Raw genomic sequence first — 20,670 nt, 5'->3', positions numbered from 1 at the left:
CTCAAGGGTTTACTTGATGTAGCTCGCGTCGAAGAGGTCCTCGACCTTCGGCGCGGCCTTGATGATGCCGATCTCGAGCAGGAGGTCGGCGGCGTCCTTGTTGAAGGTCAGGAAATCGCCGGCAAAGAACTTCTGGTTCGCGGCCTTGTCCTGCCAGCGCAGATACTTTGCCGAGTTGCCGAACGCCTCGCCGGTCTGCTTCACGTCGGCACCCATGATCTCATAGGCCTTGGCCTGGTCCTTGGCGATCATGTCGAGCGCCTCGAAATAGCTGTCGGCGAGCGCCTTGGCAGCCTTCGGGTTCTCGGTGAGGAACTTCGGCGTGCAGCCAAAGGTGTCCATGACCATCGGATAGTCGAGCGTGGTCGCGATGATCTTGCCCTTGTCGGGCGCGGCCCGAACCGTCGACAGATACGGCTCATAGGTCATGGCGGCGTCGTTCTGGCCGGAGACGAAGGCCTGCGCGGCCGCCGCGGGCTCGAGGTTCACGACGGTGACGTCCTTCACCGAGAGCCCGTTCTTCTTCAGCATCCAAGCCAGCGCGAAATAGGGCGAGGTGCCGGGCGCGGAAGCCGCGACGGTCTTGCCCTTGAGGTCCTTGATCGATGCGAGATCGTTGCGCACGGCCATGCCGTCGGCACCGTAGCTCTTGTCGAGCTGGAAGATCTGTTTGGTCGCAACGCCATTGGCGTTCCACGAGATCCAGGTCTCGACGGTCGTGGCAGCGCACTGGACGTCGCCGGAGGCGATCGCGAGGTGGCGGTCCTTCTGCGGGATCTTCTTGATCGTCACGTCAAGACCGTTCTTCTTGAAGATGCCGGCCTCCTTCGCCAGCGTGAGCGGCGCGAAGCCGGTCCATCCGGAGATGCCGATGCCGACCTTGACGTCGTCGGCGAGCGCGGGAGTGGAGGCCGTAAGGGCAATGATTGTCGCAAATACCTTTGAACTACGCATGATTGTCGTCCTCTTGCCGATCGATGGTTTGACGTCCTGTTGATCATTCGGTCCTGATGGACCGTTGCCCGAAGCGTTGCACGATTTGTGCCGACATCGTTCTCTCAGCCTCCCTTGAATCGGGCGACAAGGCGGTGAGAGTCACCGGGATAGAGCAGGCGCACTGCGGTGATGGTGCGCGCGCTGCGCCAGGTATAACGGTCGATCACGAGGCAAGGCGCGCCGACGGCGATGTCGAGCGCCTCCGCCGTGCGATCGTCCGCAACGATGGCGCTGATCGTATGCTCGGCTTCCGTCCATGGGACATGATGAAGCAGCCACGAGCCGGGCGGCTCGCGCGAGAAATCCGCGGTCGCTGCATCCGGCACGGAGGATAGATCGATCAGTCGGTCCTCGACGGCAAACGGCACCTTGTCGGCGCTGTGCCGGCAGGTGATCGCAACGACCTTGCCGGCCTTCTTGACACCAAGACGCTCGCGGTCGGCGGCGGTCGCCGCACGCAGCTTGCGCCCGATCAGCTCGTAGCCGTAGCCGCGGCCAAGCGCGGTGATCTCGGCGCGAATGTCTGCGATCTTCAGCACCGCCGACAGATGCTGCGGCCGGCGTACGAAGGAGCCGGCGCGCCGCCGCCGTTCGATCAGGTCTGCCTGCGCGAGCTCCGACAGCGCCTTGTTCACCGTCATGCGCGAGCAGCCGTAACGTGCGACCAATTCGTGCTCGAACGGGATGCGATGCCCGGGCGGCCATTCGCCGGTCAGGATGCGCTTCTCGATATCGGCGCGGATGCGCTTGTAGAGCGTCGGCTGGTCGGCGGCATCGGTGGCCAGGCTCATACGACAAGCCTCCGCATCGCCGCGTTGAAGCGTTCGCGCGCGGTCTGTCGCAGTCTGTGTCGTCCGCCTTCGACGACCTTGTGGCCGCCGGCCCAGACGCAATCGATCGCGCCGGTCCCTCCGGAAAAAATCCAACCGTCGATGGCGGCGTCGCGCAAACGTCCCGCGAGCGACGGATGTGCGGTGTCGAGCGTGACGATGTCGGCGCGTGCGCCGGGCCCGAGGCCAGCCGCCGCCTGTGCCAGCGCGCGTGCACCGCCGGCGAGCGCATGATCGAACAGCGTACGTCCCGTCGAGCGGCCTGCGCCGCCGGAGAGCACGTTGCGCTCGCGATGCTTGAGACGCTGGCCATATTCGAGCTGGCGCAGCTCGTCGGCTGCGCCGACCAGCACGTTGGAGTCGGTGCCCACACCGAACGCGCCGCCAGCACCGACGAATTCGCGCGCGGGAAAGATGCCGTCGCCGAGACTGGCCTCGGTGATGGGGCAGAGACCCGCCACCGCACCGGTCTTTGCGAACGCGGTGACTTCCTCATCCGTCGTATGGGTCGCGTGGATGAGGCACCAGCGTTGATCGAGCGGCGCGTGCTCCAGCAGCCATTGCACCGGCCGTCGTCCCGACCAGGCCAGGCAATCCTCGACTTCCTTCACCTGCTCGGCGGCATGGATATGCACCGGCCCGCCATCGGCGAGCGGAATGATCGCCGCGAGCTCGTCCGGCGTCACCGCACGCAGGCTGTGCGGCGCGATGCCGATATTGGCGCCCGGCAATCTGCTGATCGCCTTGCGCGATGCTGCCATCAGCGCGGCGAACTGATCGACCGAACAGATGAAGCGGCGTTGTCCAGCATGCGGTGCGGCGCCGCCGAAGGAGCCATGCGCATAAAAACTCGGCAGCAGCGTCAGCGCAATGCCGGAAGCTTCGGCGGCCTGTGCAATGCGGGCAGCCATTTCCGCGAGGTCGGCATAAGGGGAGCCGTCGCGATCGTGGTGGAGGTAGTGGAATTCGCCGACGCGGGTAAAGCCATGTTCGAGCATCTCGACATACAGCAGCGTCGCAACGGCGGCGACATCGTCCGGCGTCATCGCCAGCGCGAAGCGATACATCGTGTCGCGCCAGGTCCAGAACGTATCGGTGCTATCGCCGCGCAGCTCGGCCAGCCCCGCCATGCCGCGCTGGAATGCGTGGCTGTGTAGGCTCGCCAACCCCGGAAGCGCAATTCCGTGACGCTCGTCGCCGGCGGCCGGCGCCACGCCCGGCGTCACCTCGGCGATCGCGCCGGCGGTGATCACCATCTGCACGTCATTGGCCCAGCCCGAAGGCAGGAGCGCGGAGGCGAAATGCAGTCGGGTCATGATTACACGCCGGCTGGACAGAACCGCCCCACGATTATATGTCTAGACATATAAGTCAAGCATCCCACGAAGGGACCATTGCATGGCAGAGCGCTTCGACCGGATCTGGCACAACGCCCGGCTCGCCACGATGCGGGCCGACCGTCCCGATCTCGGCGAGATCGAGCATGGCGTGATCGCCACGCGCGGCAGCCATATCGTCTATGCGGGCGCAGCGGCGGATTTCCCTGGTGATGCGGACGCGATCAAGCGGATCGATTGCGAGGGGCGTTGGATCACGCCCGGCCTCGTCGATTGCCATACCCATCTCGTCTATGGCGGCAATCGCGCGCATGAATTCGAGCTGCGCCTGAAGGGCGCAAGCTACGAAGAAATCGCGCGCGCCGGTGGCGGCATTGTCTCGACAGTCGCCGCGACACGCGAGGCGAGCGAGGCCGAGCTCGTTGCAAGCGCGCTGCCGCGGCTCGATGCGCTGATTGGCGAGGGTGTCACCACCATCGAGATCAAGTCCGGTTACGGCCTCGATGTCGAGACCGAGATGCGGCAGCTTTCAGCGGCGCGCATCCTCGGCCGTCAGCGGCCGGTTGCGATCCGCACCTCCTTTCTCGGGGCGCATGCGCTGCCTGTGGAGGCCGGCGGTGATAAGGATCGCTACATCGATTTCGTGTGTCATGAGATGCTGCCGGCCGTCGCAAAGGTCGGTCTTGCCGATGCCGTCGATGCATTCATGGAGGGTATCGCGTTCTCGGCCGAGCAGACCGCGCGGGTGTTCGAGACGGCGAGAGGGCTTGGCCTGCCGGTCAAGCTCCATGCCGACCAGCTGTCGAATCTCGGCGGCGCAGCACTTGCCGCAAAATTCTCGGCGCTCTCCGCCGATCATCTCGAGCATACCGACGAGGCCGGCGCCGCCACAATGGCGAAGGCCGGAACTGTCGCCGTGCTGCTGCCCGGCGCCTTCTATTTCATCCGCGAGACGCAAAAGCCGCCGATCGAAGCGTTCCGCAAGCACGGCGTCCACATTGCGCTCGCGACCGACTGCAATCCCGGGAGCTCGCCGCTGACATCGCTCCTGCTCACGATGAACATGGGCGCGACGCTGTTCCGGATGACGGTGGCTGAATGCCTCGCTGGTGTTACGCGCGAAGGCGCGCGTGCGCTCGGCGTGCTCAATGAAACCGGCACGCTGGAAGCTGGGAAGTGGTGCGATCTCGCGATCTGGGACATCGAGCGGCCCGCCGAGCTCGTCTACCGCATCGGCTTCAATCCGCTGCATCGCCGGGTGTGGAGGGGACAGTGACGGAACAGGGCGCAGCGATCGTCGTCAAGCCGGGAACGGTCAGCCTCGACGATCTCGCGCGCGTGCTCGCGGGCGCTCCTGTTGTACTCGATCCGTCATTCCGGCCGCGCGTCGAGGCGGCCGCGGAGATCGTCGCAAAGGCAGCACACGCCGCCGCGCCGGTCTACGGCATCAATACCGGTTTTGGAAAACTGGCCTCGAAGCGCATTCCGCCCGACCAGACCGCGCTGCTCCAGCGCAATCTCATCGTCTCGCATTGCTGCGGCGTCGGCCCGGTCACGCCGGAGCCGATCGTACGGCTGATGATGGCGCTGAAGGTCGTCTCGCTCGGCCGCGGCGCCTCCGGCGTGCGCTGCGAGGTGATCGAGCAGTTGCAGGCCATGCTGGCGCAGGGCGTCTATCCGCTGGTGCCGCAGCAAGGATCGGTCGGTGCCTCCGGCGATCTTGCGCCGCTCGCGCATATGACGGCGGTGATGATCGGCGAGGGGCAGGCGATCGTTGGTGGCAAGACTGTCTCCGGCCGTGAGGCACTCGCCGTCGCCGGACTTGCGCCGCTGACGCTGGGCCCCAAGGAGGGGCTTGCGCTGATCAACGGGACGCAGTTCTCGACGGCCTACGCTATCTCCGGCGTGCTGCGCGCGTTTTGCCTGGCTCGCGCCGCGCTCGTGACCGGCGCGCTGTCGGTCGATGCGGCAATGGCCTCGACGGCGCCGTTCCGCCCGGAAATTCAGGCGTTGCGCGGTCACGCAGGACAGGTCGCTGCCGCCGCGACGTTGACAGCGTTGCTCGACGGCAGCGATATCAGGTTGTCGCATCTCGAAGGTGACGAGCGCGTGCAGGATCCCTATTGCCTGCGGTGCCAGCCGCAGGTCGCGGGCGCTGCGCTCGACCTGATCACGCAGGCCGCGCGCACGCTGATCGTCGAAGCAAACGCCGTCACCGACAATCCGCTCGTCCTGGTCGAGACCGGCGAGATCGTCTCCGGAGGCAATTTCCACGCCGAGCCGGTCGCCTTTGCCGCCGATACGATCGCGCTGGCGCTGTCGGAAATCGGTGCGATCAGCGAGCGGCGCATCGCGACGCTGGTCGATCCCGCGCTCAATTTCGGTCTGCCGCCGTTTCTGACGCCCGATCCCGGCATCAATTCCGGCTTCATGATCGCCGAGGTCACGGCCGCCGCGCTCTACGCCGAGAACAAGCAGCGTGCGGCGGCCTGCTCGATCGACTCCACTCCGACCAGCGCCAACCAGGAAGACCATGTCTCGATGGCCGCGCACGCCGCGCGTCGCCTCTCGGATATGGCCGATAACCTCGCCGCCATCCTCGGCATCGAGCTTCTGGTCGCAGCGCAAGGCATCACGCTGCGTGCGCCGCATGCGACCAGCGCGCCACTCGTTGCCGTCATCGCTGCGCTTCGCGAGCATGTGCCCGCGCTCGGTGCCGATCGCTACATGGCCGGCGATCTCGCCAAGGCGGCTGCGCTGATCGAAGCCGATGCGCTACCGGCCGTGGCGATCGCGGCGCTTCCAACCGATCCGTTCCCGAGACTTGACTAAAGAGGTGCTCCGCATGAACCGCCGACTGGACAATGACCGCACCATCCGCGCCCCCCGCGGCAGCGACATCAGCGCCAAGAGCTGGCTGACGGAAGCGCCCCTGCGCATGCTGATGAACAATCTCGACCCCGATGTCGCGGAGCGTCCGAGCGAGCTCGTCGTCTATGGCGGCATTGGCCGCGCCGCGCGCGACTGGGAGAGCTTTGACCGCATCACGGCGGCCTTGCGCAAGCTCGAAAATGACGAGACGCTGCTGGTCCAGTCCGGCAAGCCGGTCGGTGTCTTCCGCACCCATGCCGATGCCCCGCGCGTCCTGATCGCGAACTCCAACATCGTGCCGCATTGGGCGACGCTCGACCATTTCAACGAGCTCGATCGCAAGGGCCTGATGATGTACGGCCAGATGACGGCGGGCTCCTGGATCTATATCGGCAGCCAGGGCATCGTGCAGGGCACCTACGAGACCTTCGTCGAGGTCGGCCGGCGCCACTATGGCGGCAGCCTCGCGGGAAGATGGATTCTCACCGCCGGTCTCGGCGGCATGGGCGGCGCGCAACCGCTGGCCGCGACCATGGCGGGCGCCTCGATGCTCGCGGTCGAATGCCAGCCGAGCCGCATCGAGATGCGACTGCGTACCGGCTATCTCGATCGGCAGGCCGAGACGCTCGACGAGGCGCTTGCGATCATGGAAGAGGCCGCGAGGACGAAGAAGGCGGTCTCGGTCGGCCTGCTCGGCAATGCCGCGGAGATTTTCCCCGAGCTGGTGCGCCGCGGCGTCAAGCCCGACATCGTGACCGACCAGACCAGCGCGCATGATCCGATCAACGGCTACTTGCCAAAGGGCTGGACGCTCGCCGATTGGGAAACCAAGCGCGCCTCGGATCCGAAGGCGGTGGAGCGCGCTTCAAAGACGTCGATGGTCGAGCACGTCCAGGCCATGCTGGATTTCCATGCGCAGGGCATTCCGACGCTCGACTACGGCAACAACATCCGCCAGATGGCGCAGGACATGGGCCTGAAGAACGCGTTCGATTTTCCGGGCTTCGTTCCCGCCTATATCCGTCCCTTGTTCTGCCGAGGCGTCGGGCCGTTCCGCTGGGCTGCGCTGTCGGGCGATCCCGAGGACATCTTCAAGACCGACGCCAAGGTCAAGGAGCTGATGCCTGACGACAAGCATCTGCACAACTGGCTCGATATGGCCAGGGAGCGGATCAAGTTCCAGGGCCTGCCGGCGCGGATCTGCTGGGTCGGCCTCGGCGACCGAGATCGCCTGGGCCTTGCCTTCAACGAGATGGTGGCACGTGGCGAACTGAAGGCGCCGATCGTGATCGGCCGCGATCATCTCGACAGCGGCTCGGTGGCGAGTCCCAACCGTGAGACCGAGGCGATGAAGGACGGATCGGACGCTGTGTCCGACTGGCCGCTGCTCAACGCACTGCTCAATTGCGCCAGCGGCGCGACCTGGGTCTCGCTGCACCATGGCGGCGGCGTCGGCATCGGCTACTCGCAGCATGCCGGCATGGTGATCGTCGCCGACGGTACGCCGGAAGCGGCCAAGCGGATCGAGCGCGTGCTCTGGAACGATCCCGCCAGCGGCGTCATGCGTCACGCCGATGCGGGCTATGAGACTGCGATCGATTGTGCCCGTGACAAGGGCCTCGATCTGCCGAGCCTCGCGAAGTAACTAGCCGCTCACCAGCAGCTTCGGCATCGTCATCTTCGCGCCGTCCATGAAGGTCTGGACGGCGTCGCGGACGATCGCGTCGAGATCGGGCGGGATCGGCGTCTCGTAGATGAACTTGCGGATGGCGAGATAGAAGATGCGGCCGTGCAGGCCCCAGAACAGCTCGGTCTCGCGTTCGCTGAGCGGATGGGACTTCGCGTCGGGCAGCTTCAGATCGTGGCGCAGCTCGGCCGCCGCCGGCTCGATGATCTCGCGGCGGACAATGTCGAGATAACGGCCGGTGATGCCGAACGACTTCATGCCGGAGAAGACGAAGATCCGCACCCAATTGTACTCGAACACGCGCTCGACATAATCGAGGTAGAAGCGCGTCAGCCGCGCCTCCAGCGACAGCGAGCGGTCGCGGATCATCGACCCCCAGTCGGGCGACCAGCGGCTGAGATAGACCTCCTGGTAGACCCGCTCGATCAGCGCCTCCTTGCTCGGGAAGTGGCGATAGATCGCCGAATGCGTGATGCCCATGCGTTTGGCGAGCTCGCGGGTCTGGCCCTCGAAGCCATGCTCGGCGAAGAAGCGGATCGCCTCGTCCACGATCGCGCGCTCGCGGTCGGCCGCACGCATGTTGCGGCGCTTTGGCGCGGACTTGCTGCCTGTGTCCGTCCGCTTCCGGACCGGTCGCTTCGCTGGTTTCTGCGCTTTTCGGGCCATTTCGTCGCTGTTTAGCAATCTCAGGCTGCCTTCTTAGCCTAAAGGTGCATTTGTGACCAAATGGTCATTTCCTGTTGACCGGTCTTTGACGGCGTGTCAGGATTTTGAGACCAGATGGTTACAAATCTGGCATCCCGGCTGATGAGCCGACGGATCTCGAGGAAACGGCGGTGAAGGCGAGGGCTTTCAGCTATTTTCGTGCTGCGACGATCGACCAGGCGCTGGATGCTCATGCCCGCGCCGGCGATGACGCGCGCTTCATTGCCGGGGGGCAGAGCCTCGTGCCGGCGTTATCGCTGCGGCTACAAGCGCCGCGGTTGCTGATCGACATCACCCATATTGGCGAGCTGCGCGGCGTCCGGCGCGAGGGCGCCTATTTGCGTATCGGCGCGCTGACGCGGCACTGCGAGATGCTGAGCGAGCCGCTGATCGCCGAGTTCGCGCCGCTGCTGCATGCGGCCGCCCCCTTCGTCGCCCATCCCGCGATCCGCAACCGCGGCACCTTTGGCGGCAGCGTCGCGCTCGCCGATCCCGCCTCCGAATTCCCGGCGATGACCCTGGCGCTCGATGCCGAGATCGATATCGCTGGTCCTTCCGGCAGCCGGCGCGTGAAGGCCGACGACTTCTTCGTCGAGCTGTTCGAGACCGCGTTGCAGCCCGGCGAGCTGATCACCGCGATCTACGTTCCGCTGTTCAAGGCCGATCAGCGCTTTGCATTCGACGAGCTTGCGCGCCGGCGCGGGGACTATGCTCTGGTCGGATGCGGCATGCTTGCGACTTTCACAGCCGAACGCATCGACGACATCCGCATTTCCTTCTTCTCGGTCGGCAATACACCGACGCGGGTGAAGGGCGCTGAGGCAACCCTGATCGGCTCGAACCTGGATCCTGAACGTATCGCCGCCGCGCAAGCGGCGCTCGAAGGCGATCTCGCCCCGCCGGACAGCGACGAGGTGCCGCCGGCGATGCGGCTGCATCTCGCCCGCGTGCTGCTCGGCCGCCTGCTCGGACGTCTGGGTGAGGGCGCATGAGCGGTTTTGACGAAACCCTTTTGGACGACCCCGACGAGACCGTGCGGGTCCGCTTCGTCGTCAATGGCCGCAAGGTCGCCTGCGAGGTGGCGCCGCGCGAGACGCTGGTCGATTGCCTGCGCAACGCGCTCGAACTGACCGGCACGCATGCGGGCTGCGAGATGGGGGCCTGCGGCGCCTGCCTGGTGCAGCTCGACGGCCGCGCTGTGCACTCCTGCCTGATCTTTGCAGTGCAGGCCGATGGCGCCAAGATCAATACCATCGAAGGTCTTACCGAGAGCGGCGCGATTGCCGATCTCCAGGCCGAATTCCATCGCCGCAACGCGCTGCAATGCGGCTTCTGCACGCCGGGCATGCTGGTCAATGCGCACGAGTTGCTCTCGCAGATCGCGCGGCCCAGCCGCGACGAAATCCGCGACGCGCTGTCGGGCAACTACTGTCGCTGCACCGGCTATGAGGCGATCGTCGACGCCATCGACGCGGTGGCCAAAGCGCGCAATGAAAGTGGAGGCGCGACATGAGCGCGCCGCTGACCTCACTCGACCGTCCGAACTCCTATATCGGCCGCTCCGTGCCACGCCCGAACGCCAAGCGGTTGCTCGCCGGCCGCGGACGCTATGTCAGCGACCTTCGCTTGCCGCGTATGCTCCATGCCGCCTTCCTGCGCAGTCCGCATGCGCACGCGAAGATCGTCGCCATCAATACCGAGCAGGCGCGCGCGCTCGAAGGGGTGCATCTCGTTGCCACCGGCGAGGACCTCGCAAAGATATGCACGCCCTGGACCGGCACGCTCGATCACTTCAAGGGCATGACGTCGGCTCCGCAATTGCCATTGCCGCTCGACCGCGTGGTCTGGGCCGGGCAGGCTGTGGTGGCCGTCGTCGCCGAGAGCCGGGCGATTGCGGAAGATGCGCTGGAGCTCATCGAGATCGATTACGAGGACCTCCCTGTCGTCGTCGATATCGACAGTGCACGAGAGGTTGGTGGCCCGCTGATCAATCCCGGCAGTGTCAATAACACCTGTTTCCGGGCCCAGCTCGACAATGGCGCCGTTGACGACGCCTTTGCGCATGCCGCGCACGTGGTGGAAGAGGAGTTCTCCTTCGGCCGCCACACCGCGGTGACGCTGGAGCCGCGCGCCATCGTTGCGGACTACGATCCCGCCGCCGGCGCACTCACCGTGCATCACGCGACGCAGACGCCTTACCAGTTCCAGGATCTCTATTCGCGCCACTACGGCATCCCCGAGGCCCGCGTCCGCGTCATCGCGACCGACATCGGCGGCTCCTTCGGGATGAAGCTGCATGTCTATCACGAGGACATGGCGGTGGTCGGCCTCTCGATCCTGCTCGGCCGTCCCGTCAAATACGTCGCCGACCGCATCGAGTCCTTCGTCTCCGACATCCACGCGCGCGATCATCGCGTCCGCGCCCGCATGGCGCTGGATGCCAAGGGCGAGATTCTGGCGATGGACGTGCTGGACCTGACCGCGATCGGGGCGTTCTCGACCTATCCGCGCACCAGCGTGGTCGAGGGCAATCAGGTGATCCGCCTGATCGGCGCGCCCTATCGTTTCAAGAACTATCGCGCCACGCTGGAGGTGATCTTCCAGAACAAGGTGCAGACCAGCCAGTATCGCGCCGTCGGCCATCCCATCGCCTGCGCCGTCACCGAGCGGTTAGTTGACATGGCGGCGGTCAAGGTTGGCCTCGATCCCTTCGCCATCCGCGCGCAGAACGTTATCGCTGACGACGCCTATCCGCAGACTTCGCCGACCGGCTATCGCTTCGAGGCGCTGTCGCATCAGGCCTGCCTGAAGCGCCTGCACGAGATGATGGGTTATGAGGCGTTGCGCGCCGAGCAGGCCGATTTGCGCAAGCGCGGCATCTATCGCGGCATCGGCATTGCGGCCTTCGTCGAGATCACCAATCCCAGCCCGGCCTTCTACGGCGTCGGCGGTGCACGCATCTCGTCGCAGGACGGCGCGATCCTCAGCCTGACGCCGTCGGGCGAGGTCCGCTGCCTGATCTCGGTCACCGAGCAGGGGCAGGGCACCGAGGCGATCATCAGCCAGATCGTGGCCGATCAGCTCGGCCTTGCGCAGGAACACGTCAAGGTCATCACAGGAGATACCGAGGTGACGCCGCATGGCGGCGCGACCTGGGCCTGCCGTGGCGCCGGCATCGGCGGCGAGACCGCGCTGCAGGCCACGCGCGTGCTCAAGCGCAATATTCTGGAGATTGCCGCGCTCATTCTTCAGGAGCAGCCGTCGGCACTCGACATCATCGATGGCGAGGTCGTCGACGCCGTGACCCGGAACCAGCGGTTGCCGATCTCCGAGATCGCGCGGATCGCGTATTTCCGCTCCGACACCTTGCCGCCCGGCACGCAGGCGCAGCTGACCGTCAGTCATCACTTCGCGCCGCAGGGCTATCCGTTCGCTTTCACCAACGGCATCCAGGGCTGTTCGCTGGAGGTCGATATCGAGACCGGCTTCATCAAGGTGCTGAAGCACTTCATCGTCGAGGATTGCGGCCGCGTCATCAATCCGATGCTGGTGGACGAGCAGCTTCGCGGCGGCATCGTCCAGGGGCTGGGTGCGGCGCTGTTCGAGGAATGCCGCTACAGCGAGACCGGCCAGCTCATGAACGGATCGCTCGCCGACTACCTCGTCCCGATGCCGATGGAGATGCCCGACATCGTCATCGGCCATGTCGAGACGCCGACCGCCGACACCGTGCTCGGAGCCAAGGGGGTGGGCGAAGCCGGCACGGCGGCGGCGTCCGCCTGCGTACTCAATGCCGTCAACGATGCGCTCGCGCCGTTCGGCGCCACGATCAACTCGATTCCGATCACGCCGACAAAAGTCCTGAAAGCTCTGAAGCGTTTCTAGAAAAAAGACAGTTGGAGGAAATCATGCCCAAATCCGGTTCGACCTCGACAATATCCCGCCGCACTGCGCTCGCCGGCCTCTCCGCCGGCGCCGCCCTGCTCGCCATGCCGCGGCTCGGCCGCGCCGCGGACGAGACGATTCGCATTGGCTTCCCGACGCCGCTGACCGGACCGTTCGCCGCTGAGGCGCGCGATCAGGTCAAATGCGCCGAGCTCGCCGTCAAGCTCGTCAACGACAAGGGCGGCATCGGCGGCCGCAAGGTCGAGCTCTTGGTGCGTGACGACAAGCTCAATGCCGGCGAGGCCGCGACCCGGACGCTGGAGCTGATCGAGAAGGACAAGGTCCACGCCGTGGTGGGCGCGCTTTCCAGCGCGGTGCAGCTCGCCGTCAATGAAGTCACCCGTGCCCGCGGCGTGATCTACGTGTCGATCAGCCAGTCCGACACCATCAACGAGGCCAAGGATTTCAGTAAGTATACGTTCCACGAGGCGCTGAACCCGCACATGACGACCGCTGCGGTGGCGCGGCAGACGCTGAAGAAGGGCATGAAGGTCGCCCATCTCGTTGCGGACTACGCCTATGGTCACGAGATGCTGCGTGGCTTCAAGCGCGCGCAGACGGCGATCGGCGCCGATACCGTCGGCGAAATTCTTCATCCGTTCGGCGCGGCCGACTATTCCACCTTCATGCCGCGCCTGATGTCGATGCGGCCGGACGTGCTCTGCATTTCCAATTTCGGCCGCGACCAGGCCAACGCGATCAAGCAGGCGGTGGATTTCGGCGTCAAGCAGCAGATGAAGATCGTCGTGCCCGTCATCCTGCACAACCAGCGGCTCGCGGTCGGCCCTGACGTGTTCGAGGGCGTGGTCGGCGGTGCCAATTACTATTGGGGCCTGGAGCCGCAGAGCAAATCGGCGGCCGCTTTCAACGCGGCGTTCAAGGCCGCCAATGGCGGTGCGATCCCGACCGATTACGGCGCCTACGGCTATTCCGGCGTCGGATCGCTGCTGGCAGCCATGCAGGCCGCCGGCGGCACCGACACCGACAAGGTCGTCGATGCCCTCGAGAAGCTGCAATATGACTTGACCAAGGGCCCGCAGCATTACCGCAAATGCGACCACCAGTCGGTGCAGTCGGTGCTGGTGCTGGAGTCCAAGAAGAAGTCCGCGATGGCGAACGACAACGACCTGTTTGCGATTCTCGCCAACGACACCGGCTCCGATGATATGCTGCGCAGCTGCAGCGAGCTCGGCCACGCGACCTGAAGCCTCAACCGATGGACCTGTCGCTGATCATCATGCAGCTTCTTTCCGGGATCGCCCTTGGGGCGGTCCTGGTGATCACTGCGCTTGGACTGACCATCGTGTTCGGCATGCTCGGGGTGGTCAATTTCGCCCATGGCGCGCTGTTCATGATCGGAGCCTATGCGGGGCTGTATCTGGCATCGCTCACCGGCAGCTTCTGGTGGGGATTGCTGCTCGCTCCCATTTTGATCGGCGCGTTCGGCATGCTGATCGAGCTCGTCCTGATCCGCAGGCTCTATGGACGCTCGATCGACGATCCGCTGCTGCTCACCTTCGGCCTCAGCTACATCCTGGTCGAGGGTGTGCGCATCGTGTTCGGTAGCGACGGCATTCCGTTTCCGACCCCGCCGCAGCTCGTCGGCGTGCTCGATCTCGGCATCGGCTTCTTCCCGCGCTACCGCCTGTTCGTCATCGCACTGGTGGCGGTGGTGCTGCTGGTGCTCTGGCTGACGCTGGAGAAGACCCGCATCGGCCTCATTGTGCGCGCGGGCGCCCGCGATCCCACCATCATGCAGGTGCTCGGCGTCGATATCGGCCGGGTCTGGCTCGCGATTTTTGGCCTTGGCGTCGGACTTGCCGCGCTGGGCGGTGTGCTGGCGGGTCCCATGCGCAGCGTCAATCCGGAGATGGGCTCGTTGGTACTGGCGGAGGCCTTCGTCGTGACCGTGATCGGTGGCCTCGGCTCGATCGTCGGCGCGGTCGTCGCCGGCCTCATGGTCGGCATCTCCATCAGCCTGGTGGCGCTGTTCGCACCTGAAATGGCGACCATCGTCATGTTCGCGCTGATGGCGATTGTGCTTCTGATCCGCCCGCAAGGCCTGTTCGGCGTGAGAGGGAGGACCGCGTGACGTCACCATCGAGCGGCGAAGCGGTCGCCAAGCCCTCGTCCAGCTGGCTCGGCTGGATTCTCGAGCAGCGCGTGCTGCTGTCGATTGCGGTGCTGGCCGTGCTGCCATGGCTGCTGCCGTCCCAGGCGTTGGCCGTCAACGTCCTGATCTACGGCGTCGTGGTGATGGGCTACAATCTGCTGTTCGGCTACACCGGGCTGCTGTCGTTCGGGCAGGCGGCGTTCTTCGGCGCGGGCGCCTACTTCACCGGCATTGCGATCGGCCGCTACGGCGTGCCCTGGTTCGCCGCGGTGCCGATCGCCGTCCTCCTGAGCACCGGCCTTGCCGCCGCAATCGGCATCGTCTCGACGCGCACCCGCGGCATCTATTTTTCCATGGTGACGCTGGCGCTGGCCCAGCTCGTCTATTACGTCGCGCTGCAGGCCTCGTCCTTTACGGGTGGCGAGAACGGCCTGCGTGGTTTCACCGTCGACCGCATCAGCCTGTTCGGTTTCCCCGTCAATTTCCTCGACCCCGTCAACAAATACTATGTGCTGATGGCCTTCGCTGCGCTGGCGATGTGGTTCCAGTCGCGGATCCTGAACTCGCCGTTCGGCGCCGTCATCGAGGCCATCCGCGAAAACGAGCAGCGGGCGCGGGCCTGCGGCTATGACGTCGAGCGCAGCAAGCTGATCGTGTTCATGCTGTCGGGCGCGATCTCATCGCTTGGCGGCTGCATGCTGGCGCTGCACCTTTCGATCGTACCGCTGGACCTTTTGCACTACCAGACATCGGGCATGATCGTGATGATGGTGCTGCTCGGCGGTGCGCGCAGCTTCTTCGGGCCCTTCGTCGGGGCTGCGAGCTTCCTGATCCTGGAGGATGTCATCTCGCTTTGGACGCCGCATTGGCAGATTTTTGTCGGCGCGATCTTCGTGCTGTTCGTGCTGTTCCTGCCCAAGGGGATCTGGGGAACGCTGCTCGACACGCTCGGCATCGGAAAGGCGCGGCCATGAGCGGCGAACTGCTTCGCGTCGAGGGGGTCGGCAAGCGTTTTGGCGGCTTCGTCGCGCTCGAAGACATTACCGTGTCCTTTGCGGCGGGACAGCTCACCTCGATCATCGGGCCGAACGGCGCTGGCAAGAGCACCTTCTTCAACATCCTCTCCGGCGCGCTGGCCCCGACGTCGGGCACGCTACACTTCAGGGACCGCGAACTGAACGGCCTGCCGCAGCACCGCTTCGTGCATCAGGGCATCTCGCGCTCCTACCAGATCACGAACATCTTTCCGGACTTGTCCGTGCACGAAAATGTGCGTGTGGCGGCGCAGGCGCTGACCGTGAGCTACGACATCTGGCGCAACCGCGCCCGGCTGACGGAGCTGAACGCGCGCGCCGATGCGGCGCTTGAGGCGGTCGGACTGCTCGGCAAACGCGCTGAATTGGCAAAATTCCTCTCGCACGGCCAGCAGCGCGCGCTGGAGATCGCGATCGCGCTGGTCTCCGAGCCTGAGCTGCTCCTGCTCGACGAGCCCACCGCCGGCATGGGGCCGGAAGAGACCAAGGACATGGTCGCGCTGCTCGAACGGCTCGCGGAGAAGCGCACGGTGCTGCTGGTCGAGCACAAGATGAAGATGGTGCTCGGCCTGTCCAAGCGTGTCGTGGTGCTGCATCACGGCCGTCTGCTGGCGGACGGCGGGCCCGACGAGATCAGGAGCAACCCGGAAGTCCGGCGGGTTTACCTCGGACAGAGTGAAGGCTATGGCTGAGACCGCGCTGCTCGAAATCGAAGATCTCCACGCCTGGTATGGCGCAAGCCATATCCTGCACGGCATCTCCCTGCACGTGAAGGAGGGCGAGGTGGTAGCTCTCGTCGGTCGCAACGGCGCCGGTAAGACCACCACGCTGCGGGCGATGATGGGTCTGATGCCGAAAGCCACCGGCCGCGTGCGTTTTGCGGGCGGGGATCTTCTGCCGCTCCGCGCTCATCAGCGCTTCCATCTCGGTTTGGCCTATGTGCCGGAGGAGCGCCGCATCGTTCCCGGGCTCTCTGTGCGCGAGAACTTGCGGCTCGGCCTAGTCGCGGCCGGAAGCGAGATCGAGGAGCGCGCCGCGATCGACGAGATCGCCGAAACCTTTCCGCGCCTGAAGGAACGCCTCGATCAGGAGGGCGTCACGCTTTCGGGCGGCGAGCAACAGATGCTCGCGATCGCCCGCGCGCTGATCGCAAAGCCCAAGATGATCCTGCTCGACGAACCCTCGGAAGGCATCATGCCCGTCCTGGTCGAGGAGATGGGCGTGCTGTTCCGCCGCCTGCGCGACGAGGGCAAGACACTGCTGCTGGTCGAGCAGAACGTCGAATGGGCCCTGCGGCTGGCCGACCGCGCCGTGATCATCGACCAGGGCGAGGTCGTGCATCAAAGCAGCGCCGCGGCACTGCTGGCGGACAAGGACATCCAGGAGCGCTATTGCGCGGTGTGACGGCTCCGGAGGGCCGCACGCCAGCAGGTCATCCAAGCAGCTTGCCGAGCTCGTTGAGCTTTGCGATCGCGGCCTTGCCGACCTCGGTGATGTTCTTTTCCGCGCGCGCGGCAAGCTCGCGATCGGCCTCGAAGCCTTTCCTGACGGCATTGACGCTTTCGCGGATCTGGCCGCCCACATTGGGGTCGCCGATCGCTTTCTTCACCGCGCCGTCGTCGAAGGCCTTGACGGTCTGCTCCTGATCCGCGAGCCGCGCGTTGCTGCCGGCCGCGGTCTCCTCGAGCGCGAGGCCGAGCGCGTTGTCCAGGAACTCGTGCAAGGCTGCGAGCGGACCCTCGGTGGCGGAGCTTGTGGTGCTGACCTTGAAGCCCGGCGTATCCGGCACGAACAGTACGGTGCCACGCGCGAGCCTGTTCAGATCGGCATGCGGATTGGCCTGCTGCAAGGCTTTCAGCGCAGCCTCGCTGCGAACCTGGCTCAGATTGGCATGCAGCAGCTTCTCGCTGACAGCCTTGAGTTTTGTCTCGTCTCCAACGATGAAGGTGCGCATCGAAATCTCCGCGGATTAGCCGATCACGTTGAGTGGCGCCCACGGCGTGTTGGCAATGCCGCCGGGGATGATGATGTTGCTGGTTGTAATGTTGCCGATCACGGTCACTGCCCGCGCGCCGGTGAGGCGGATCGAGCTTTCGCCGCCGCGCACCCGGTTCGTGCTGATGATGGCGACCGCGCTCTCCAGCGAAACGGCGACGCTTCTGCTGCCGGATTCCACCCGGTTGTCGTTGAACAGGCATTCCTGGCCGGCCACGACCAGAACGGCGGGGGCAGGCCCGCGCGCGGCCAGCATGTTGCCGATGATGCCGGCGCGCGCGCCCTCGGTGTCGTTGGCGGCAAGGCTTGCCCTGACGAACGCATAGTCGGCGCCGAGCGCGAGGATCCGCCCCTCGCCGAGCCGGATCGCGACCTTGTCGCCGGCCTGTCCGAACGGCACCTTCGGATTGACCTCCGCCGTGGTGAGCGCGAACCAGTTGCCGTCCGAATTGTCCACGCCCGGCGTGAGGTCGCGCTGCACGCTGTTGTGATTGACCTCGATCTGGGTCTGCGGCGCGCGCAGCATGATGCCGGCGCTGGTGCCGACAAACCCCTTGGCGGGCGCGACCTCGACGATCTCGTTGCCGCTCACGCGCGGGCGGTTGACGCCGAAGGTGACGACGCCGGCGCGCAGCGCCGCCTTGACCGCCGTCAGGCCGATCGCGCGAACCAGATTGCCCGCAATCGTCGCGCTGTCGGCACGAATCACCTCGATGCCGACTACGGTGCCGTTCTCGCTCTCGGAGACCGGTTCGATGTTGCGGATGTGGTTGTTCTCGATCGAGACGGCTGCGGCGTCGGTCGCGCCGCCGAGCATGATCCCGGCGCCGCAGGCGTCGATCGCGTTGAGCTTGATGATCAGGTCCTGTGCCCCGGCTATCACCTTGATTCCGGCCGTGCCGAAGCCGTGGATCTGGTTGGCGAGGATATGCGCGGTGGCGGTGCTGCGGCGGTCGAGCCCGGGGATCAGCCCGATGCCGACGTGGTCGCCGGGCGACCAGTTGCGCAGCTGGTTGCGCTCGATCCACAGCCCCGCCGCGGCACAGGCGATGCCGTTGGCCGTGACGTTGCAACTGTTGCCGTCGATCGCCAGCGAGGCGCCGGGAAGCGCAAGGCCCTGCGCGGCGATGGCGGTGTCGGTGCAGCCGATGATCTCGTTGTGCGCGATCCGCGTGGCGAGCAGATGTAGCACCTCGTCGGCGAAGGCGATCGCGCCGCGCTGGCACAGCAGGACGTTCTCCTCGATCGTCACCGCGGCCGTCAGCAGGAAGCCGGCACCGTTCTCCACGCCCTTGAGGGCGCCGCCCGCAATCGCAACCGGCGCGAAGATCGCGTTCTCGGCGAGCTTCGCACCGCCAACCACACCGCGCAGCACCACCGCCGGGAGCTGTGCATTCTCGGTGCCGAGTGCCGCGATGGCGAGACGGGTCAGGCCGAGGCCGATGCAGGTCGAGACGTCGATGGTGGGATCGCGCGCGAGCGAAAGGATCGCGAGGTCCTCGATTGCGATCGCAAAAGAGTCCTGGATGGCGAAGGCGCCGGTCGGCGCCACCAGCAACGTCGCCGGGCCCTTGCCGGCGATGCGGACCGATTTCGCCTGGTTGATCGCCACGGCCTCTTTGAGCACGTAGCGGCCGGGGCCGAGGCAGATGGTGCCGCCGGTCTCGCGCACCTTGTTGACGGCGTCCTGAATGGTGAAGCTGCCGCTCTCGTGCTGCTCGACGGTGACACAGGCCGTGCAGGCACAGTCGTGGTCTTCGCCTTTCGGCGGCCACGGGTGGCGGCAGTCGGTGACGCCCTGGGCGTCGACGTCCCAGATGCCGAGCCGAGCATAATGGTGATGGATGCCGCGCGGTGGGGCGCGGTCGAGCAACTCGACGCTGGCATCCGCTGTGCGCGCGGCAAAGGCCCACCAGTCGCCGGCACGGCAGCCCGCAGCCCCGGTCGAATCGAAGCTCACGGTGACGCCGTCCTCGAGCAGGACTGTCGTGCCCACGGCGGGCACCTTGATCACGCCGGTCGATCCGGCGGCATCGAGATCGCCGATCTGCACCGGTGTGCCGCTGGCATCGGTCCGGAACACCTTTCCTTTCTGATCCCAGCGGCGCACCCGCAAATTGGTCTGCTTCGGCCAATCGCTGTTGGGGAATCCCGGCGGCAGCATCAGGGCCGGCAGTGCCGGTGTGAAGCTGATGCGGCGGGTCGCTTCGGTGACGGTGATGCGGCGCATCTCGCCAGCCTTCTGCGAGAGCTCCCTGGCGTCGTCGATGATCTCGACCCAGTCGCCGGTGTTGAAACGCAGCACGTCGTCGCGCCCGAGACTGTCGAGCTCGAGTTCGGTGGCCGAGATCATGCTGGCGACGCGCGAGCCGACGCTGGCATTGTCGCGCGACCATTTGAAGGTCGCAGTGCCGCCGGGCTGGCCGGGGTCGTGGATCTCGACCCGGTAGAGCTGGTTCTCGAGGCCGCGGAAGCCGCCGGTCGGCGGCAGCTCGCAGGGGTCGGTCACCGGAGCTGCGTCGAACGTGCCTGTCGTAAGCACGCCGGTCGATGGCGCGATCACTGTGGTCCAACCCGGCATGTCCTCGTCGGGCGTCGCGCAGCTGGTGTTGGCGCCGGCATCGGTGTCGAGCACGCGCACCTGCCACACCGTCTGGAGCCGCGAGCTGGTCTCGACGCCGACGGCGATCTCGACCAGTTCCGGCCGCTCGAGCCAGGTCAGCTCGCGATTCCAGACGTCGAGATAGACGAGATGACGGCCGGCGGTCGGCAGTGGCGGCCGCACCTTGGCCGGCAGATAGGGCTGGGTCTCATAGGTCAACTTGTCGGTGAAGACTGTCTCGGCCATGAGATCGTCGAACAGGCGCTTGCCGGGATCGGCAAGGCCGTGGTTCTCCGCGAGCAGACCGTCGACATAGAGCCGCCCCTTGCCGATCTCGAGCGTATTGCCGGCAACGCCGAGCTTGAATGCATCCGGGGTCGTCGAGGACACCGTATCGCGGTCGAGAATGTCGCTGGCGAGTGCACGCAGCCTGCGATCGAGGATCGCCATCAGCTCGTTGGCGTCGCCGTCCAGCAGCACCGCGCCCTGTTTCAGCTCCACGCCGGCGAAGTCGAGCAGCGGGTCGAGACGAACGCGTGAGAAGTCGGCACCCAT

Annotated in this window: 17 protein-coding genes; 11 read left to right on the top strand and 6 right to left on the bottom strand. The window is 65.8% G+C overall.

The annotated features are described in order from the left end of the window. Nucleotides 1-9: 9 nt before the first annotated feature. The 3 genes from AB7245_RS32235 to AB7245_RS32225 form a co-directional block, all read right to left on the bottom strand. Nucleotides 10-954, bottom strand: coding sequence for an ABC transporter substrate-binding protein (locus tag AB7245_RS32235; RefSeq protein WP_063981934.1), 945 nt, complete (start codon nucleotides 952-954; stop codon nucleotides 10-12). A gap of 104 nt (nucleotides 955-1,058) precedes the next feature. Further along, on the bottom strand, nucleotides 1,059-1,787 hold the full coding sequence (gene hutC, locus AB7245_RS32230; RefSeq protein ID WP_014493578.1) for a histidine utilization repressor: 729 nt from the start codon (nucleotides 1,785-1,787) through the stop codon (nucleotides 1,059-1,061). Next, nucleotides 1,784-3,142 (bottom strand): formimidoylglutamate deiminase, encoded by a 1,359-nt coding sequence (locus tag AB7245_RS32225; RefSeq protein ID WP_354102685.1) that lies wholly within the window; start codon nucleotides 3,140-3,142, stop codon nucleotides 1,784-1,786. Before AB7245_RS32225 ends, hutC begins: the two co-directional genes overlap by 4 nt. An 82-nt stretch (nucleotides 3,143-3,224) precedes the next feature. Between AB7245_RS32225 and hutI the strand changes: the two genes are divergently transcribed. From hutI to hutU, 3 genes are read left to right on the top strand one after another with little or no spacing between them, the layout of a single operon-like run. Then, nucleotides 3,225-4,439: an imidazolonepropionase gene (gene hutI / locus AB7245_RS32220; RefSeq protein ID WP_354102684.1), complete on the top strand. Its 1,215-nt coding sequence runs from the start codon at nucleotides 3,225-3,227 to the stop codon at nucleotides 4,437-4,439. Further along, complete coding sequence (hutH, locus tag AB7245_RS32215; protein WP_354102683.1) at nucleotides 4,436-5,995, top strand: histidine ammonia-lyase; 1,560 nt, start codon at nucleotides 4,436-4,438, stop codon at nucleotides 5,993-5,995. The genes hutI and hutH overlap by 4 nt, the downstream gene beginning before the upstream one ends. A gap of 13 nt (nucleotides 5,996-6,008) precedes the next feature. Beyond that, nucleotides 6,009-7,679: a urocanate hydratase gene (hutU, locus tag AB7245_RS32210; protein WP_354102682.1), complete on the top strand. Its 1,671-nt coding sequence runs from the start codon at nucleotides 6,009-6,011 to the stop codon at nucleotides 7,677-7,679. On the opposite strand, the gene AB7245_RS32205 is transcribed toward hutU, so the two are convergent. Next, the gene (locus AB7245_RS32205; protein ID WP_354076762.1) at nucleotides 7,680-8,300 is read right to left on the bottom strand and encodes a TetR/AcrR family transcriptional regulator; all 621 of its coding nucleotides are present in this window, start codon (nucleotides 8,298-8,300) and stop codon (nucleotides 7,680-7,682) included. Nucleotides 8,301-8,557: 257 nt separating this feature from the next. Here AB7245_RS32205 and AB7245_RS32200 point away from each other — a divergent pair, with 257 nt between their 5' ends. The 8 genes from AB7245_RS32200 to AB7245_RS32165 are packed head-to-tail and all read left to right on the top strand — an operon-like array spanning nucleotide 8,558 to nucleotide 16,922. Next, nucleotides 8,558-9,418 (top strand): FAD binding domain-containing protein, encoded by an 861-nt coding sequence (locus AB7245_RS32200; protein ID WP_354102681.1) that lies wholly within the window; start codon nucleotides 8,558-8,560, stop codon nucleotides 9,416-9,418. Then, a complete protein-coding gene (locus tag AB7245_RS32195) occupies nucleotides 9,415-9,939 on the top strand; it encodes a (2Fe-2S)-binding protein (RefSeq protein ID WP_354102680.1) in 525 nt (174 codons plus the stop codon). The genes AB7245_RS32200 and AB7245_RS32195 overlap by 4 nt, the downstream gene beginning before the upstream one ends. Continuing rightward, on the top strand, nucleotides 9,936-12,311 hold the full coding sequence (locus tag AB7245_RS32190) for a xanthine dehydrogenase family protein molybdopterin-binding subunit (protein WP_354102679.1): 2,376 nt from the start codon (nucleotides 9,936-9,938) through the stop codon (nucleotides 12,309-12,311). The genes AB7245_RS32195 and AB7245_RS32190 overlap by 4 nt, the downstream gene beginning before the upstream one ends. 23 nt (nucleotides 12,312-12,334) lie before the next feature. Next, nucleotides 12,335-13,576 carry an ABC transporter substrate-binding protein gene (locus AB7245_RS32185; protein WP_283017248.1) on the top strand — a complete coding sequence of 414 codons (1,242 nt, stop codon included), beginning with the start codon at nucleotides 12,335-12,337 and terminating at the stop codon, nucleotides 13,574-13,576. 11 nt (nucleotides 13,577-13,587) lie between these two features. Then, nucleotides 13,588-14,463 carry a branched-chain amino acid ABC transporter permease gene (locus AB7245_RS32180; protein ID WP_028152185.1) on the top strand — a complete coding sequence of 292 codons (876 nt, stop codon included), beginning with the start codon at nucleotides 13,588-13,590 and terminating at the stop codon, nucleotides 14,461-14,463. Then, nucleotides 14,460-15,458 carry a branched-chain amino acid ABC transporter permease gene (locus tag AB7245_RS32175; RefSeq protein WP_354102678.1) on the top strand — a complete coding sequence of 333 codons (999 nt, stop codon included), beginning with the start codon at nucleotides 14,460-14,462 and terminating at the stop codon, nucleotides 15,456-15,458. The genes AB7245_RS32180 and AB7245_RS32175 overlap by 4 nt, the downstream gene beginning before the upstream one ends. Further along, nucleotides 15,455-16,210: an ABC transporter ATP-binding protein gene (locus AB7245_RS32170; protein WP_354102677.1), complete on the top strand. Its 756-nt coding sequence runs from the start codon at nucleotides 15,455-15,457 to the stop codon at nucleotides 16,208-16,210. Before AB7245_RS32175 ends, AB7245_RS32170 begins: the two co-directional genes overlap by 4 nt. Beyond that, nucleotides 16,203-16,922, top strand: coding sequence for an ABC transporter ATP-binding protein (locus AB7245_RS32165; RefSeq protein WP_354102676.1), 720 nt, complete (start codon nucleotides 16,203-16,205; stop codon nucleotides 16,920-16,922). The genes AB7245_RS32170 and AB7245_RS32165 overlap by 8 nt, the downstream gene beginning before the upstream one ends. Before the next feature lie 28 nt (nucleotides 16,923-16,950). On the opposite strand, the gene AB7245_RS32160 is transcribed toward AB7245_RS32165, so the two are convergent. Both AB7245_RS32160 and AB7245_RS32155 read right to left on the bottom strand, forming a co-directional pair. After that, on the bottom strand, nucleotides 16,951-17,472 hold the full coding sequence (locus tag AB7245_RS32160) for a hypothetical protein (protein ID WP_354102675.1): 522 nt from the start codon (nucleotides 17,470-17,472) through the stop codon (nucleotides 16,951-16,953). 15 nt (nucleotides 17,473-17,487) lie between these two features. Continuing rightward, nucleotides 17,488-20,670, bottom strand: a complete 3,183-nt coding sequence (locus AB7245_RS32155) for a DUF6519 domain-containing protein (RefSeq protein ID WP_354102674.1) — start codon at nucleotides 20,668-20,670, stop codon at nucleotides 17,488-17,490.

Origin of the sequence: Bradyrhizobium sp. 604_D8_N2_3 (genome assembly GCF_051810765.1) — a bacterium.
Classification (GTDB): domain Bacteria; phylum Pseudomonadota; class Alphaproteobacteria; order Rhizobiales; family Xanthobacteraceae; genus Bradyrhizobium; species Bradyrhizobium barranii.
This window is presented reverse-complemented; position numbering and strand designations above follow the sequence as displayed.